The following is an 18,177-nucleotide window of genomic DNA, read 5'->3' as shown; positions in this document are numbered from 1 at the left end:
CCAGAGGAGAACCCCCATGTCCAATCGCGTCCCGCAGAGAATTCTCGTTGCTCCCAGCGGTTTCAAGGAAAGCCTGTGCGCAGAGTCGGTGGCGACCGCCATCGCTGCAGGTGTGCGACGCGTACTGCCCGGGGTGCGCGTCGACACCGCGCCGATCGCCGACGGCGGGGAAGGCACTGCACGCACTCTGGCCGCCGCGACGCGAGGACAACTGCACGACGCGGTGGTGACGGGACCCGTCGGACAGGCGGTGACCGCGCAGTGGGCAACCCTCGGTGGTTCGGCGACCGGCGTCGCCGTCGTCGAAATGGCTGCGGCCGCTGGGCTTTCGCTCGTACCGGCCGACATGCGTGACCCGGGGGCGACGACGACGCACGGCGTCGGGCAGCTCATTGCGGCCGCACTCGACGCCGGGGCCGAGCAGATTCTCGTCGGCTGTGGGGATTCCGGGACGTGCGACGGTGGGGCCGGAGCACTGCAGGCGCTCGGTGCTCGGATTCTCGACGCCGAGGGGATCGAGATCGGCCTCGGAGGAAACGAACTGACCCGAGCCGTGTCGATCGACCGGAGCGGACTACATCCGAGGTTGGCCGAGGTGGAAGTGGTGTTGGCCTGCAACCCGCACAACGTCCTGTGCGGTTCGGGCGGGGTGGCACGCGTGTTCGGGCCACAGAAGGGCGCGTCCACGACGCAGGTGGAACGCTTGTCCGAGGCCCTGGACAACTGGGCCGACGTCCTCGAACGCGACGGAGTCCACGACGGCGACATCCGGCACGGCCTCGGTACAGGAGCGTCGGGAGGGCTGGGCGCCGGTCTCGCAGCCGGTGTCGGTGCCGCCCTCCGGTCTCGATTCGACGCCCTTCTCGATTCGGGACTGTCCGGAATCGACCTCGACCGCCGAATTCGCAAGGCGGACCTGGTGATCACCGCCGAAGGGTCGATCGACTTCCAGACCCCGAAAGGCAAAGTCCCCGCCGAAGTGGCGCGGCGCTGCCAACGACTCGGCGTACCTCTCATCGCGCTGGCAGGATCGCTGGGACAGGGTGCGCCGGCTGTCCACGACGTCGGCATCGCAGCCATCGCATCGATCATCACGGTCCCCATGCCCCTGGCCGAAGCCGTAGCCAATGGCGAGTCCCTGCTCACCGATGCAGCGGAGCGAACGATGCGGATGATTCTCCTCGGCGGCGCCGTCTCCGCACGGTCCGGTGGCAAACGACGCAAGGGTGCCGCCTAGCCGCCGCGCACCCCCTTTGGGTGGGACCGAATGAACCGTTCGGTCACTCCAAGTGACCGAACGTCACGTTCGGTCCGGAAAATGGAGGCCAGCCCGGACACGACTGCGCCCCCTGACCGTTGGTCAGGGGGCGCAGCGGTTGGAGGTTATGCCTGTGCGCGGGCGATGCCTCGTTCGATGGCTGCGATGATTTGTGGTCGCAGTTCGGCGGCGGGGACGATGTGGTCCACGGATCCGACTTGTTGTGCTCGCTGGATGTTGTGGATTGCTTCGAATTCCGCGGCGACTTCGCCGAGTTTGGCGTTGCGGACGTCGGCCTTGGTCGAGGCCAGTTCGACGCGTAGGTGTGCGCGTTCGGCGTCGGTGTCGGCTGCGGTGAGCCGGGCTTCGAGTTCCTTCACCGCGTCGTCGGCTGCGGTGCGGGCGTTGACGTCGCGGGTGAAGACGACGGCTGCGGCGGGTGCACCACCGAGGACGGAGGCGAAGGAGCCTTCGACGGCGAGAACTTCCATGTTGTCGTTGAGTGCTCCGGAGAACACCACGAATGCGCCGCCGTGGTAGCGGGAGACGACGCAGAACACGATGGGTCCGTCGAAGTTGACGATGGCCCTTCCGATTTCGGCGCCGTATTCGAGCTGGATGTTGCGCAGCGACTCGGGTGAACCGTCGAAGCCGGACAGGTTGGCCAGCACCACGATCGGACGTGATCCGCTGGCGGCGTTGATGGCTCGTGCGGTCTTCTTCGACGAGCTCGGGAACAACGTGCCCGACGTCCACTGGTCCGGTCCGTCGGCGGGGAACCAGCCCTTACGGGGGATGGCCCGGGATTCGATGCCGATGACCGAGACGGGGATTCCGGCGAGGTGTGCATCGAAGACGACGGAGGTGTCGGCGTCGGCCATGTCGGCCCAGCGCTCGAGGACCGAGTGATCCTGGTCGACGACGGCGCGCATGACGGTGCGGATGTCGAACGGCTTCTTGCGGTCCGGGTTGGTTGCGCTGGAGAAGATGTCGCCGACGGTGGTGAAGTCGCTCGACGGGTGCACGTGCGGGTAGCTGCGCACGTCGCGGTCGGTCGGGTCGGCGGTGACGGCGCGGCGTGGGAAACGTTCGCCGGGCAGCGCGTATGCGTGGTCGTAGTGCGCGAACAGAACTTCCACGGCGGCACGCAGGTTCGGCGCCCAGTACTGGGCCTGGCCGTTCGGTCCCATGACGCGGTCGTAGCCACCGATGCCGAAGTTGTCTTCGGCGGAGACTCCACCGGAGTAGTCCAGGGACTGCTTGCCGGTGAGCACCATGGCACTGTCCGGGGTCATCACGAGGATGCCCTTGGTGTGGGCGAGCATGGTCGCTTCGGCGTTCCAGTACGGCTGGGCGCCGACGTTGATGCCTGCGACGATGATGTTGATCTCGCCGCCGCCCTGGGTGAACGTGATGATCCGGCGCAGGCCGCGCGAGACCCAGTCCATGTTCTCGGTTCCGGTGGCCATCGAGATGGTGGCGCCGGAGGACAGGGCGAACCATTCGACGGGTGCGCCGATCTTCTCGGCGAGGTCGATGGCGGCGACGATGCGGGAGCATTCTGCTTCGGCGACGGTGCCGAGCGCCTTGGTCGGGTCACCGAACAGGGCGACGCGGGTGATGCCTTCGGGGTAGCGCTCGCTCGGTGTGGTGACGACGCCGGCGATGATGCCCGCCTTGTTCTTTCCGTACGGACGGTCGACGGCGCCGAACGTGCCTGCTTCGTCGAAGTCGTATTCGGTGAACGTTCCGCCTGCTTCGGTCAGCAGAGGGATCAGCTCGTACGGGTACACGGTGCCGCGTGCCTGCGAACGCTGAACCTTCTGGGTGTACTCGTCGATCGGGCGCAGCGGCTCGGTCGGCTTGTCGGTGACCTTGGCGACGATGCCTGCGCCGGAGCGGTAGGAGAAGCGGATCGCGACGTCGCGGGGGACGGAGTTGACGCCGTCCTTCAGGCGCGCGATCAGCGTGATCTCTTCCAGGCCTGCGCCGATGGTCGACGGCGCGATGTGGCGTGCGATGGTCGCCAGGCGGTCCTCGGGTACGTCGAGCACAGGCCAGACGTAGAGGGTGACGCGGTTGGCGTCGAGGCGCTTTTTTCCGCGCTGTGCCTGGAATCGACGGATGCCGTCGAGGCATGCTGCGACGGTGCGCTCGATTTCGGGGACGGCGACGACTTCGCCGTTCTCGTCGAGTTGGGTGGTGACACCGCGGATTTCGGCGAGAGCCATGAGGCGCTCGTCGGACGGGTTCTCTTTCGCCTTGAGCTGGAAGAGGTACGTCCCCGGCGTGGCAGGCAGACGCTTGCCGTCGAAGTTCTTCAGGCGCCACAGATCCAGTCGCTGCCCGGTGAGCGGGTGCATGTCGCGGATGACGATGTCCTCGGCGAGCGGTTCGGAGCCGTCGACGTTGGGTCGGCGGAACGTCACGTTGCGAACGTCGTCGCCGCAGACGGTGATGGTGATGCGACGCCATCCACGTGTGCGGGGATGCTCGGACAGCACGGCGTGAATGGTCGACGAGATCTCGTCGCCGTCGGCGGGAGCGTCGGGCCAGGAGAGGTAGAGGTCGACGGCGAGGTGCTCGGGGGTGGGGCCTGCGATGTCGTCGATGGCGTCGAGAGTCGCGCGCAGTTCCGCGAACGACGTTGCGGTGGAGACCAAGTGGAGACGCTCACCGGCGAGTTCGAAGTTGCCGGTGACGAAGTGCTTGCCTTCACGGTCGAACGCCTTGACGTCCTCGAGCGTGCGGATCTCGTAGAACTGCCTGGTGATGACCTCGAGCAGGGCGCCGGGGTTCTCGATACGGGATGCGAGGAGGTCGATCAGTGGTTCCGGCGTCGAGACCAATGCGTCGATACGTGCCGCGTAATCGTGGGCGTCGGGGTTCTCGGCGAGGTACTGCAGGCTGCCGCGAACTCCGTCGTAGACCTGGTCGCGTGCACGTGCGATCTGCGGGGCGTCGAACAACCGGAACCGCAGGTTGCGGGCGACGTCGCCGATGACCGGGTAGCGAGCCTGGGTGGCGACGATGAGTCGCTCGAGCACGTCGCCGATCGCGGATTCGCTGGCTTGCTGGGCAGCGGAGTCGGTCAACCAGTGGTCCAGCAGAGCAGCGACGACGGGAACCTGGTTCTCGATGCGTTGGAGTGCGAGGAAGACGCGGTAGACGGCCTCTTCGAGCTCGGGGCCGCGTTCCAGATCGCCTGCGTCGTAGTGTCGAAGTGCACGAGAGAGCTTGCTGCGGAACGCATCCGGCAGTCCTTGGACGTCGGCGTCGAGTGAGCCGAGGAACGAGTGGAAGTGCTCACGCGGGGAATGGACACGCTCGTCGGTGTTCTCCTCGTCCATCGTCGGACGATTACGGGAGAGCTCGCAGATGTCGGCGAAGGTGTTGAGCAGAACCAATTCTGCATCGACGACGCTGCGGTCGTCGCGTGGAACGTCGGCACGCAGGGTTTCGTACTCGGTCAGCAGGGTGCGTGCACGCGATGCGCTGACGTCGAATCCGGTGATCAGGGCGGACAGTTCCTCGAGTACGCCCAGCGCCTGGCAGCTCGCCGACGCACCGGATGCGAGGTCCGCCGTGCGGAATTCCACCCGTGCCGTCTGGCTGGCGGCCTTCTGCTCGCCTGCCTGGTCGACACGCAGCAACGCGGCGCCGGAGTCGACCTGGCCGTTGACCGAGGCGAGTACCTCGCGGACCTTGCCGGCGTAGGGGGAGCGGACCGCGGTTTCCATCTTCATGGATTCGAGTACGACGAGGGTCTGCCCTGCCTCCACGTCGTCACCCACGGCGACGGGGACTGCGACGACGACAGCAGGTGCGGGGGCGCGGACGAGGCCCGCCTCGTCCTGGCTGATCTGGTGGCTGATGCCGTCGACCTCGACGAGGAAGTGCGCGGCCTGCGCGACGGTCACGACGGAGTATCGGCGGCCACCGAGGACGAGTCGGCTCTCGTATGCGCCGAGGCGTTCGACATCGACCTGCAGGTCTCCGCTGTCACCGTCGACGCGGTAGCTGTGCGGTCCGGTCTGGCCGACGGTCAGCTTGTAGGCCTGACCCTGGTAGCTCAGTTCCACGGTACGGCCGACGGTGTGGCTGGCGCGGGGGCGTCCGCCGCGGGCTGAGGTGAGGAACGACGCACGTTCGTGTGCTTCCTCGGCGTCGTATGCGTCGATGGCCGCGGCGATGATCGCGATGTCGGCTGTGGCCGTCGGGCCTGCGGGGGTGCCTGCGTCGGTGCGGTCGAGCCAGCCGGTGTCGGCGGAGGCGGTGATGACCTCTTCCTTGTCGAGCAGGCCGAGCAGGAACGACTTGGTGGTGGTACCGCCGTCGATGACGACGGTGGTCTCGCGCAGTGCGTTGCGCAGGCGGGCGAAGGCCTCGCTGCGATCGCGGCCCCAGGCGATGACCTTGGCGACCATGGAGTCGTAGTCCGGGGGAATGACGTCGCCCTGGGCGATACCGGTGTCGACGCGGATGCCGGTGCCGAGCGGGAACTTGAGCAGTTCGACGCTGCCCGGTGCCGGTGCGAAGCCGTTGTCGGCGTCCTCGGCGTTCAGGCGTGCCTCGACGGCGTGACCGAACTCGGCTGGGCAGTCTCCTTCGAGGCGGTGGCCGCCCGCGACGAGAATCTGCAGCTTCACCAGGTCGATTCCGGTGGTGTACTCGGTGATCGGGTGCTCGACCTGCAGTCGAGTGTTGACCTCGAGGAACGTGAAGATCTTCTGCTCGGGCTGGTACAGGTACTCGACCGTGCCTGCGCCTGCGTATTCGGCTGCGCGGACGAGTTCGGCGGACACGGACCGCAGGTGGTCGGACTGTTCCTTCGTCAGCAGCGGCGAGCTGGACTCTTCGATGACCTTCTGGTTGCGGCGCTGGATCGAGCAGTCGCGTACGCCCGGAGCCCAGACATTGCCGTGGTTGTCGGCGATGACCTGAACCTCGACGTGGCGGGCGTCGGTGACGAGACGTTCGATGAACACGACCGGGTCACCGAAGGAACGCTCGGCCTCGCCCTGGGTGCGCTCGAGTGCGAGTTCGAGTTCGTCCTCGTGGAAGACCTTGCGGATGCCGCGGCCACCACCACCGGAGCGGGCTTTGATGATCAGCGGGTAGCCGATCGCCTGGGCGTGACGACGAGCGTCGGCGCGGGTCTCGACGGGTCCGCCGGACCACGGTGCCACGGGGACGCCGACTTTCTCGGCGAGAAGCTTGGCTTCGACCTTGTCGCCGAGCAGGCGCATCGCGCTGGACGACGGACCGATGAAGGTGATGTTCAAGCGAGCGACGATGTCGGCGAACGCCGGGTCCTCGGCGACGAATCCCCATCCGACCCACACCGCGTCCGCGCCGGACTCGACGAGGGCGGCCTCGAGCACCTCGTAGTCGAGGTAGGCGGAACCGGACGCGGGCTTACCCAGGGTGACGGCCTCGTCGGCTTGGCGCACGAACATGGCCCGACGCTCTGCTTCGGTGTGCAGCGCGACCGTCCGGATGCCGTAGTCGTGCTCTGCGTTGAGTTCCTTGACGGCCCTGATCAGGCGTACTGCCGCCTCGCCTCTGTTGACTACTGCAATCCGCTTGAACAACGTGTCTCTCTTCGTCTCGGGTGAACTCGGTCTGTCTCACGTCGGGCACTACTTTTCGAGCCCGTCGGGTTCTATCAGATCTTCGGTCGGCGCCAGGGCCGATTCGGGGAATCTGCTTCGTCGTGGTCGGTCGAACGGTGCTGTTGGGTGGTCACACTGTGCCGATGTGTCCTTGCGGTGGCGACCACGCCCGATTCTCCGATCTCGACGGCTTGTACTCGTGGCCCGTCGATATCGGATGGGCCTGTCTGAATGTCGACTTATTCTAGCCGCTCACAGCAGGTTTGCGATGTCAACTTTCGACTCGGTGGATGTGACAGATATCGCGTTGTTCAAACCTCAACCACCGCAGGGCATTTCACGAGCTATTCGCGATTCCTCTATGAATTGTCACGGAAGACTTGACGGCATACTGGCGAGTAGCGTTGGCAGAGGCCGACTTTCACGTTGTGGAACGTACCCGGTTACCGGCCGGTACATTACCAGCGGGTAGGGGTGTCGGTGGGTCCCGCCCGACACTTCGACGCGGGCTCGATCGCCCTTGGTTGGCCTGTGAGTGCGGCCGACGTCGAACAACGCGCGTTGTGAACTTGCACGATAGACCGGGCAACCGGTTCGGAGACCATGACCATTACCGTCCCGGAGACTATTCTGGCGGTTCAGTGCAAGCATCCGACCTGTTCCAGGATGGCCGTTTCGAAGAGTGCAGAGGTAGTGGCAGTGTCGACTTCATCGGTTCCGGGCCGCGGTCATACGGGCCTCGGTCACGCAGGCCTCGATGGTCAGAATGTGGAAGGCCGAGTGCTTCGGCTGCTGCAGTTCCTGCGGGAGATCGTCACGGCACGTACCGAGCCGACGCTGGATTACGAGGATCACCTGCGGGTTCAGTGGATCGACGGCGAGACCGGCGCGCTCCGGCTCGACAGGAACGCCAGGGCAGGTGGCGTGGTGTTCCGAGCGGGACGCGTCGACGTCTCCGAGCCACCCGAGCTGCCGGCTCTGCTGAAAGGGCTCGTCGACCCGGCGATGATCGGCGACAGCCGCTACCGCGCGCTCGACCTGGAGGAATCGAAGGACACCGAGGCGGGTTACAGCGACACCGATGCGGATTTCGACATCCGCCGGGCGTACGAGATTCGCCAGGAGTTCGCGTCGTATTCAGCCAAGTGGCGTGTCTGGGCGGAGAACGATCGCAAGGTCAGGCCCCAGGCGTCTCTCTACGAGTCGCTGCAGCTGATGATGCAGGAGGTCGCCTCGCGGCCGGAGTCGGTCGAAGTCGTCGTCGCATCCGGTCTGCTCGGTCTCGCCGCGACGGATTCGTCGGCCGCGATCCGCACTCACGTCCTGACGCAGTCGGCGACCATCGAGAGGGACGTACGCACCGGGGACCTGCTGGTCACGCTCGCCGCGCACGCTCAACCGCATCTGGAGGATTCCAGATTGCTCGCATCCCACCCTCGATTCGACGTCTCGGGGTCGGTCGAGCTGCAGCAGACGCTCGCGTCGTCGGTGTCGTCTCCTCTCGCACCGCCGGTTCGGGAGTATCTGGTGGACTGGGCTCGGCGCACTCTCGACGTCGACCTGGAGGTGCGGGCCGAGCTGGACCGCCCGGCGACGTTCGGGGTCTCGGACAAGCCGACCCTGACGCTGTCTCCGGCAGTGGTGATGCGCAAACGAGACTCCTACGCCCTGCTGGACTACTACGAGCAGATGATCGCCGAGCTCGGACGAGACGGCGCGACGGCACCTCTCGGTCTCGCTCAGCTGGTCGAGCCCATCGAGCCGGCGGATCGGTTGGCGTGGCTGGAGCGGTCGGGCGCGGCGGACCCCCGCGAGATCGCCGAGGACCCGATGTTCCCGCTACCGGCGAACGCGGAGCAATCCCAGATCGTGCATCGCCTCGGACGTGACAGTGGGGTCGTCGTGGAGGGCCCACCGGGAACCGGGAAGACGCACACGATTGCCAACCTGATGTCCTCGCTGCTCGCGCGGGGGCAGAGGGTTCTGGTCACTAGTGAGAAATCACAAGCATTGCGTGTGCTGCGGGACAAGCTTCCTCCTGATCTACAGGAGTTGTGCGTGTCCATCACCGACCTGTCGCGCGGCGGGTCCGAGGAACTCAGTCGCAGCGTGGCTCGCATCGCGGATCGAAAAGCGGCCTACAACGACATCGACGACGCCGAGAAGATCGACTCCCTCGTCGCACGTCGCGCCGAAGCTCTCGCCCGACGCGATGGGTTGTTGGATGCGGTCGCCGAGGTGAGGGCGGCGGAAACCGTTGTACACCCGTATATCTCGGATGGATTCGAGGGGACAGCTGCGACCGTCGTGCGCAAGGTGAGTTCGCTCGAGGGAGCCCACGAGTGGCTGCCGGGCCCCCTGTTCGGTGAGCGCCCACCACTGAGCGGGACCGAGGTCGATCGGCTGCGCCGCTTGATCGCGACCGCACGTGAGGGCAGGGATGTCAGGACTGGACAGGCTCTTCCCGCGCTCGAGACGATGCTGCCCAACTCGGCCGAGCTGAGAGCCCTGTGCGAGCGCGCGAGCGCGACGGCACCGACGACGTCCGATCAATCCGCTCAGCTGGTCGAATTCCTCGGTGGGGTCGATCCGGCGGCTGCGTTCGACATCCGCAGACTCTGCGAGGAGCTCGACGCTCGTGTCCGCGATGTCCAGGAGCTCGACGCCGTGTATCGGCAGTTGACCGATTCCGTTCTGTCCGGCGAAGCCGCTCATCTGTGGTCGAGAGTCAGCGGAACAGTGTCGACGGTCGACGTCGCGGCGCAGTCGGACCGTTTCGTCGGCGCGCACGACGTGCGCAGTTCGCTGACGTCGAACGCTGCGTTCCAAGCTCTCGAATCCTTCGCCGTGGCACTGGAATCGGGCTTGGAATGGAAGGGGAGATTCCGCAAGAGCGAGCAGCAGAAGGCCGTCGAGCAGTTGGGCATCGTGGCGGAGGTGGACGGGACGGCTGCTGCCTCGGCCGCGGCCGTGCGTCTCGTGGCCGAGCATGTCCGTGCTCTCGACATCGTTCGTACCGCGTCGGTTCTGTTGGCCGACTTGGGAATCGAGGTGTCCACGGACGGATCCCGGTCACGACAGGTCAACGATCTGCAACTCGTCGCCAGCAAGCTCGTTCGCGTGTCGGGTGTTCTCCATGCACGTGACGCCCTGGTCGAGCGTTTGTATGCAGTGTCTCCGTCTGCCCCGTGGATCCGAACCCTCGACGACGCGCAGAAGTTCGCGGGGTCCGCCGGTGCCATCGCGACTCGTATCGATGCGGACGTCGCTCGCGCCGAGTTGGAGCGGGTGCTGTACGGCGTTGCGGTCCAGATCGACAGTGGTCCGTCTCCGGAGGGTAACGTGCTGGTCGCCGCGATCAGCTCGGCCGACGCCGACGCGGTTGCCGCCGCGTGCGATTCCTACCTTCTCGCCTGCGCCGAGCAGAAGGATCAACTCGAACAGGATGCGTTGTCCGCGAGGCTTATCGCGACCGCACCAGCGTTGCACGAGCTCGTCGTGGAGACTGCGGCCGACCCTGAATGGGACGAGCTGAGTTGGCAGATGTCCAAGGCGTGGGCGTGGCGCCGGGCGCGTGAGTGGGTGTCCGAACAACACGACTCGGGCCTCGAACACCGTCTCGACGCCGAGCTGAACGCGGCCGAGGCGGACCTGTCCTTTCTCACCGCCAAGCTCGGTGCGGCCATGGCGTGGCGTGACTGCCTCGAACGGATGACGGCCGTGGAAGTTCGTGCCCTGCAGACCTATCGGGAACACATTTCCGCGATCGGCTCGGGTGCGGGAAAGTACGCGGAGACCTATCGAAGTGCGGCTCGATCGGCCATGCGCGACGCACAGAGTGCCGTGCCGGCGTGGGTCATGCCTCTGCAACAGGTCCTCGCGTCGGTGCCGCCGGTCGCGGACAGCTTCGACGTTGTCATCGTCGACGAGGCCAGTCAGGCGGACATCAGCAGCCTGTTCCTGCTGTACCTGGCTCCGCGCGTCATCGTCGTCGGTGACGACCGTCAGTGCGCGCCGGCGGATGTTCCGCAGACCGGGACCCTGGAGGACGTCTTCACCAGGTTGGACGTCTATCTTCCCGATCTGCCGGAACACGTTCGCGCAACTCTGACGCCGCGATCGAGTCTGTTCTCGATGCTCCGGACGAGATTCGGCCAGGTCGTCAGGCTGCGGGAGCACTTCAGGTCGATGCCGGAGATCATCAACTGGTCCAGTCAGCAGTTCTACGGTGATTCCCCACTCGTCCCGGTGCGGCAGTTCGGGGCGGACAGGCTTCCACCGTTGCGGCACACGTACGTGCCGGATGCCACCGTCGTCGGCAAGGGCGCGACGCTGGTCAATCGCGTGGAAGCGTTGGCCATCGTCGGCCAGATCGTGAAGTGTCTCGCCGATCCCTTGTACCACGGCAAGACATTCGGAGTCGTTGTACTGCAGGGGAGTTCGCAGGTCGACGAAATTCGCAACGAGCTCATCAAACGTATCGGCATCGACCAGTGGGAGGATCGCCGACTCCGTGTCGGCACGCCCCCGGACTTCCAGGGAGACGAGCGCAGCGTCGTGTTCCTGTCCATGGTCGTCTCGCCGAGCCAGCCCTTCGTCGCGTTGACGGCAAATCAGTACAAGCGTCGTTTCAACGTCGCGGCGTCGCGTGCGCAGGACCAACTGTGGCTGTTCCATTCGGTCACCGTGGACCGGCTCAAGCGCGCGGACCTGCGTAACAGTTTGCTCGGGTACATGACGTCGGTGTCGCCTGCATCGGTTGTTCCGATGCCGCTCGGAGTGGACGCCGAATCACGCCACACAGATTTCGCGTCGTTGTTCGAGCAGCGAATCTTCGTGGAACTTCGCGATCGGGGTTACCACGTGACTCCGGGAGTCGAGGTGAACAACCGTCGGATAGATCTTGTCGTCACCGGGCAGGCCTCGCGGCTGGCGGTCGAGTGCGACGGTGACACGGTCCTGGACAGTCCGGAGCGGCTACGGGCAGACCTCCAGCGCGAACAGGAACTGAAACGGTGCGGCTGGACGTTCTGGCGAGTGCGCGAGTCGGAGTACTACCTCGACCCCGAGGCCGCCATGAGCACCCTGTGGTCGACGCTCGCCGCCGGTGGTATCGAACCCGATTCGGTGCGCGCCGACCCGGACCCGATCCGGACGATGGAGTGGACACCGTTGGACCTCGAACCGCGCAAGGAGGACATCGTCACCGAGGTGGCGTTGCCCGGTCGGGCTCCACGGCCGGCGGACGAGAATTCGTCGTGGAACGGGTGGCTCGGGCGATCGCGGGAGGACGAGGACGTGGACGTGCCGGCGGAAGCCGTCACCGAGGTCTGGACGATGCCCGCGGATGTCCGCGCGAGTTCCCCCGCGGATGTCCGCGCAAGTTCCCCCGCGGATGTCCGCGCGAGTTCCGAGGACGACGGCATCGTCGACGTGGAACTGCCGATCAACGGATTTCACGGTCGACGACGGTCGTAGCGGCAGGACCGGCGCGTCCGTGGCTGTGCGTTAGCGTGGAACACGACCTGTTTCCATTCGAGGGAGTGTTCATGTCCAGAGTTGCCATCTTCGGAGGCCACGGCAAGATCGCACTACGTCTGGCGCCGTTGCTCGTCGCACGGGGGCACGAGGTCGGAGCGATCATCCGTAATCCGGAACACGTGAACGACGTCGCGAATGCCGGTGCCACTCCGGTCGTCGCCGATATCGAGACTCTCGACGTCGAGAAGATCGCTGCGCTGATCGACGGTTTCGACGCAGTCGTCTGGTCGGCAGGCGCGGGCGGCGGAGACCCGAAGCGCACCTACGCCGTGGATCGCGATGCAGCCATTCGATCGATGGACGCGTCGGGCCGCGCGGGTGTGTCGCGATACGTCATGGTGTCGTACTTCGGTGCGGGGCCGGACCACGGCGTGGATCCGGACAATTCTTTCCACGCGTATGCGGACGCCAAAGCCGCAGCCGACGAATATCTGCGAACGACGTCGCTCGAGTGGACCATTCTCGGTCCGAGTGCCCTGACTCTGGAACCAGGTACCGGTTCCATCACGACGCGTGACGCCGGTGCGACGGGGGCGTCCGTGACCCGTGACGACGTCGCAGCAGCGATCGCAGCGGCATTGGACGACGAGTCCACCGTCGGCCGTTTCATCGAGTTCGACAACGGTGACACCCCCATCGCCGACGCGTTGCGTGGGTGATCGGACCGGGCGGCCGGTAGAGGCGCCGAACCGGCCACCGCTCGTGCGTCGGTTGACGGTGTCGTCCGTCGTTCTGTTGGTCGTGGTGCTGCTCTTCGGCGTTCCGTTGTGGACGCTGTTCTTCGCGGGTACGGATTGGCCGGCGGCCGTGTCGGTCGCGGGATGTGTCGGAATCCTTCTGGCTGGGATCACTCTGCCCACGGCGATGGTCCTGGGGCACGCGCGAGGGGACGACCGTGCGGCGCGAGTCGGCGACACGGTGCTCGGCGCTGTGTGGGTGCTGTTCGTGTGGAGTGTTCTGGGCAATCTCCTCGGCGCGGTGCTGGCTGTCGCCGGGATCGAGGATCCGTTCCGCTCCAGGCTCGTCGCGTGCGCGGTGGTCGTCGTCGTGGTCGCGCTGCTGGTGTGGGGGCACTACGAGGCGATGAAGGTGCCTCGCGTCGTCGAGAAGGACGTTCATCTCGAGCGACTCGGCGCGGACCTGGACGGGTTGCGAGTGGTGATGATCACCGACACCCACTACGGTCCGATCGACCTCGCCGGATGGTCGGCCAGGGTGGTGGAGAGAATCAATGAGCTCGACGCCGACGTCGCGTGTCACATCGGTGATCTGGCCGACGGGTCGGTCGCCGCGCGCCGGCATCAGGTGGAACCGTTACGGCACGTTCGTGCTCGGTACGGGCGGGTGTACGTCACGGGGAATCACGAATACTTCGGCGAGGCTCAGGCCTGGCTCGATCATATGGAATCGCTCGGGTGGACAGCGCTGCACAACGACCGCATCGAGATCGGTTCCGGGAGCAGCGCTCTGGTGATCGCGGGCGTCGACGATCGGACGGCGTCGGGCTCGGGGACGGACGGGCACGGCGCGGATCTGGATCGGGCCTTGGACGGGGCGGACCCGCAGGTGCCGGTCTTCCTGCTTGCCCACCAGCCCAAACAAGTCGACGACGCGGTCAGGCGCGGAGTGGATCTGCAGGTGTCCGGGCACACTCACGGTGGGCAGATCTGGCCTTTCCGGTACCTGGTTCGGCTGGATCAGCCCACCGTGCGAGGTCTCAGTGCGCACGGTGAGCGGACCCAGCTCTACACCTCGCCCGGTACGGGCTTCTGGGGTCCGCCGTTCCGGGTGTTCGCGCCGAGCGAGATCACCGTTCTGGTTCTCCGTGCTCGGACTGCGGGCTAGTCCGGCGCGCCGAGATTCAGCTCGTCGGGGTGGGCACCGACGCGTGCGTTGTCGTCCAAGGTGGCAATCTCGCTGAGGTCCTCAGGCGTGAGCTCGAAGTCGAACACATCGATGTTCTGTGAAATCCGTTCGTCGTGAACGGATTTGGGGATCACGATCAGGCCGTTCTGCAGGTGCCAGCGAATCAACACCTGTGCTGCGGATTTACCGTGACGCTCGCCGATGGTCGTGATGACCGGGTCGGTGAGCAGGGTGTTGGGCTTGGATGCCTTGCCCCACCCGGAGTTGCTCGTTCCACCGAGCGGACTCCACGACTCGACAGCGATACCGTGCCGAGCGGCCGTGTCCTTTATCGCCTGCTGGGTGAGATGGGGGTGTAACTCGACCTGATCGACAGCGGGCAGCAGGCCGCCGCGGTCGATCAGCAGCTGTAGGTGGCGAGGCTCGAAGTTGCACACTCCGACTGCTTTCGCCTTGCCGGATTCTGCGATCTGTTCGAGCGCCTCCCAGGTTCGGAGCAGTCGATCGTCGTTCTGCAGCGGCCAATGGATGAGATAGAGGTCGACGTAATCGAGGCCGAGTTTGCTCAGGCTGGTGTCGAAGGCTGCCAACGCGGGCTCGTAACCCTGATCGGCGTTCCACAGCTTGGTGGTGACGAAGATGTCCTCACGCGCGACGTCGGCCGACGAGATGCCTCGCCCGACGGCTTCTTCGTTGCCGTACGCCGCGGCGGTGTCGATGTGGCGATAGCCGGCTTCGTCGAGCGCGTACCGGACAGCGTGCTCGGTCTCGCTGTCGGCTGCCTGCCAGACTCCCAGGCCGAGCTGGGGGATCGTGGTTCCGGAATTGAGGGTCAGGTTCGGAGTGCTCACACGTTCAAGGCTAGCGCCGTCCACCGTCCACCATGCCCGCATTGCCGTGGCCGGTGCGAGCGCTGGCATCATCGTGGGTGTGACGGTTCGTTTGCTTGCCACAGACCTCGACGGGACTCTGTTGAATTCGGAGCGTTCCGTTTCGGCACGAACTGCAGCGGCGATGGCCGCCGCCCGGGCCGCCGGGATCGAGGTTGTCTGGGCGTCGGCCCGGGCCAGGCACTCCATCCACGAGTTGGCCCAGTCCTGCGGATTCACGGGCAAGGCGATCGGCGCCAACGGAGCTGTTGTTCTCGATCTCGCCGACGGCACGCCCGTCATCTCCGGGACGACGTCCATCGACGCGACTGCGGTCGCGACGGCGATGAAGAGGGTCCGTGACGTCGTGCCGGGGGTCGTCTTCGCGACGGTCGGTGCGACTCGATTCGTCGCCGAGCACGGATACGCCGCTCTGTGCGTGTTCGCCGACCATCATCGGCACCCCCACGAGATGGATGTCCGGTCGACGGTTCTGTCCGACGAGCCGACGGTCAAGATCGTTGCTCGTCACCCTGATGTTCCCAGCGTGGAGCTGTACCGAACGGTGTTGGCCGCAGAGGTCGACGGTGTCGAATTGACCCATTCCGGCGCACCGTACATCGAGATGTCGGCGACAGGGGTGTCCAAGGCCAGCGCGCTGGCGCGGTTGTGCGAGGAGTTGGGCATCGATCGGACCGCCGTCGCAGCCGTCGGTGACGCGTTCAACGACGTCCCCATGCTCGAATGGGCAGGAACCGCTCTGACCACCGAGAACGCGATGCTGGAGATCAAAGAGATCGCGGACAGAATCCTTCACTCCAACGACGACGACGGGGTGGCTCGGTACCTGGAAGAGCTGACAGAAGACCGTGCAGGACATTCGACAGAAGGAGCCCCCTCATGACTTCCGGCAGCGGTGACTTGACTGTCGCCCAGTACCTTTCGTCGAACGGCATTCAGGTGACGCCGATCGGGCGCGACGCTGCGGCCGCCCTCGGGGTGGTGGCGCACACCCCGGCCGGGTGGGAGGCGGCACCTGCCGAGCAGTTCCCCGGCGCGACGGCCGTGCTCGTCGAGACTTCGCTCGTGGAGAACGGATTCGCGCCGAACGCCGTGCTTCTTGTCGGAAAGCTTTCCACAACAGTCGATTCCGGTCCGTTACTCGACTGCAGCTTCACCGATGCTCGACTGATGCCGGGGTGGTCCGAGGCATCGACAAGCGTCGAAGACCTCGGGCCGTGGCCGGCACGGTTCCTTGCTGGGTCGTTCACTGCGGAGCAACTGGAGTTGAACGTCACGACGCGGTACGCCGTTCTCGGTGTCGACGAGCAGTATCTGGTGCAGTTGACGGTCACCATCCTGGCCGGCCAAGCCGAGAAACTCGCGTTCGACGTCGCCGCGATCAACGACGGACTGTTCGATTTGGGATAGCTCACCCGTTCTGCTCGGACCCGATCGGTGCGACGCACAGTCACCGCACAGTTCACTACAGTCGGACACATGCCGAATCGCACCGGACGCGCACGGCACCTGACGCTGGTGCCGGACCTCCCGACCGAGCCGCGTCGGGAACTCGAGTTCGCACGAGCCGTACGCGACGTACCCGCCGACGGGGCGTCGGGGATCGTGCAGTTGACGCTGCACGTCGAGCTTCTGTCGTACGTCCCGACGGTGTGGCGACGCTTGAGGCTTCGGTCGGACTTGTTACTTCCTGAACTGCATGCGCTGATCCAGGCCGCGATGGGCTGGCACGACGAGCACTACCGGCTGGACTCCGCGTCGGACACGTTCGTTCCCGCTGGCTTACGAGACGGAACCGACGCGGCGGGCGATCATGTGCGCGTGGACGCGGTACTGGCCCGCCCAGGCGATCGTGCTTACTACCGGTTCGATGAAGCGCGTGGCTTGTCGGTGCAGGTCATGGCGGTGGACATGGACATCGACGACCTACGGCCGACGTGCCTGGGCGCCGAGAACATTTGCCCCGGCCACGGGGCCGACGCGGATGCAGTATCCGGCAGATCCTCGGCGCCGACAGTGGACGAGATCAACACACGTCTGCGCGGAGCCAGAGAAGTTCGCTCGTCGGAGACCGAAAGCGCAGCTGCATCGGCACTGGTTGCGAGGCTGTTCAGTCGAAGCGGTGCCGTCCCGAAGCCTCGTTTGCTGGAACTACTGCCTCGATGCGAGCTGACCATCGAGAGTTCCGTCGACCTGCCGGTAGCTGACACCGCCATGACGAAAATGATGTGGCTGCTTCGGAAAGTCGGTGACTCCGGCATCGCACTGGCCGGCGGCAGATTGCCGCCCCGTGTAGTGGAAGCCGTCCGCGACGAGCTGGACTGGGGAATCGGCTGGGTAGGCGACAGTCTCTTCGAAGCCGACCACCACCAAGCAACGGACCTGAGGGAAGCCGCGAAGGCGCTGGGTCTCGTTCGCGTGTTCAAGGGGGAGCTCGTTCGAACCAGAGTCGGCACCGCATTGGTCGACGACCCGGTCGGGCTCTGGCACCACTGCGCAGCTCGGCTGCCTCTCGGAAAGCAACCTCATGAACAGGACGCCGGAACGCTCTTCCTGATCGCGCTCGCCGCCTCGGCTTCACCCGCCCAACGGGACGCGATGATCGTCGAAGTCACGGGTGCACTCGACTGGGTGACCGGAGACCACGGCGCATTCGAAGCGCAGAAGATCGCGCACCCGACCGTTGCATTTCTGGATCTGATCGGTGCACACGGGCCGTTGTTCTATCTCGGAGGAGGGGGAGCGGAGTCCCCGATCTGGGCTCGACGGTTCGCTCGGGACGCGCTTCGGACTAGCCGACGCCTCTGACCAGGCGATTTGGAGTTCGGCGAGTCGTCGCGTAACTTTTGTCGAGTCAGAGCGACACGGACACCGACTCCAGCCGAGAGGTTGGAGACAACGAGGTTGTACGGTAGCTTTTGATTGGTTTGTCCCCCAAGAGTCGGAGCTTGCATCCGAGACCAAGCTGGGATAGGCTGGAACAGTTGCCCTTGATGCTGGCAGGCGT

9 protein-coding genes are annotated in these 18,177 nt (G+C 65.6%); 7 read left to right on the top strand and 2 right to left on the bottom strand.

Annotated features, from left to right (window positions below; genetic code table 11):
* Window positions 1-16: 16 nt before the first annotated feature.
* On the top strand, window positions 17-1,237 hold the full coding sequence (locus tag H292_RS0123715) for a glycerate kinase family protein (RefSeq protein WP_020113060.1): 1,221 nt from the start codon (window positions 17-19) through the stop codon (window positions 1,235-1,237).
* Window positions 1,238-1,383: 146 nt separating this feature from the next.
* Here the strand turns inward: H292_RS0123715 and H292_RS0123710 are convergent, their stop codons facing one another.
* Window positions 1,384-6,852: an ATP-binding protein gene (locus tag H292_RS0123710; RefSeq protein WP_019665281.1), complete on the bottom strand. Its 5,469-nt coding sequence runs from the start codon at window positions 6,850-6,852 to the stop codon at window positions 1,384-1,386.
* A gap of 801 nt (window positions 6,853-7,653) precedes the next feature.
* Between H292_RS0123710 and H292_RS0123705 the strand changes: the two genes are divergently transcribed.
* The 3 genes from H292_RS0123705 (at window position 7,654) to H292_RS0123695 (ending at window position 14,259) form a co-directional block, all read left to right on the top strand.
* A complete protein-coding gene (locus H292_RS0123705) occupies window positions 7,654-12,351 on the top strand; it encodes an AAA domain-containing protein (RefSeq protein WP_020113059.1) in 4,698 nt (1,565 codons plus the stop codon).
* 71 nt (window positions 12,352-12,422) lie between these two features.
* Entirely contained in the window at window positions 12,423-13,073 is a 651-nt protein-coding gene (locus H292_RS0123700; protein WP_026347816.1) for an NAD(P)-dependent oxidoreductase, read from the top strand.
* The gene (locus tag H292_RS0123695) at window positions 13,066-14,259 is read left to right on the top strand and encodes a metallophosphoesterase (RefSeq protein WP_020113058.1); all 1,194 of its coding nucleotides are present in this window, start codon (window positions 13,066-13,068) and stop codon (window positions 14,257-14,259) included. The genes H292_RS0123700 and H292_RS0123695 overlap by 8 nt, the downstream gene beginning before the upstream one ends.
* Here H292_RS0123695 and H292_RS0123690 read toward each other — a convergent pair.
* Complete coding sequence (locus H292_RS0123690) at window positions 14,256-15,131, bottom strand: aldo/keto reductase (RefSeq protein ID WP_020113057.1); 876 nt, start codon at window positions 15,129-15,131, stop codon at window positions 14,256-14,258. The genes H292_RS0123695 and H292_RS0123690 overlap by 4 nt on opposite strands.
* Before the next feature lie 46 nt (window positions 15,132-15,177).
* Between H292_RS0123690 and H292_RS0123685 the strand changes: the two genes are divergently transcribed.
* The 3 genes from H292_RS0123685 (at window position 15,178) to H292_RS0123675 (ending at window position 17,978) form a co-directional block, all read left to right on the top strand.
* Window positions 15,178-16,053, top strand: a complete 876-nt coding sequence (locus H292_RS0123685) for a Cof-type HAD-IIB family hydrolase (RefSeq protein WP_020113056.1) — start codon at window positions 15,178-15,180, stop codon at window positions 16,051-16,053.
* The gene (locus H292_RS0123680) at window positions 16,050-16,580 is read left to right on the top strand and encodes an LpqN/LpqT family lipoprotein (RefSeq protein WP_020113055.1); all 531 of its coding nucleotides are present in this window, start codon (window positions 16,050-16,052) and stop codon (window positions 16,578-16,580) included. Before H292_RS0123685 ends, H292_RS0123680 begins: the two co-directional genes overlap by 4 nt.
* 69 nt (window positions 16,581-16,649) lie before the next feature.
* Window positions 16,650-17,978, top strand: a complete 1,329-nt coding sequence (locus H292_RS0123675; protein ID WP_020113054.1) for an IS1096 element passenger TnpR family protein — start codon at window positions 16,650-16,652, stop codon at window positions 17,976-17,978.
* Window positions 17,979-18,177: the final 199 nt, after the last annotated feature.

The sequence above is a fragment of the Rhodococcus sp. 114MFTsu3.1 genome (genome assembly GCF_000383555.1).
Classification (GTDB): Bacteria; Actinomycetota; Actinomycetes; order Mycobacteriales; family Mycobacteriaceae; genus Rhodococcoides; species Rhodococcoides fascians_E.
Note: the sequence above shows the minus strand (reverse complement) of the source record. Positions and strands in the feature narration are given on the sequence as shown.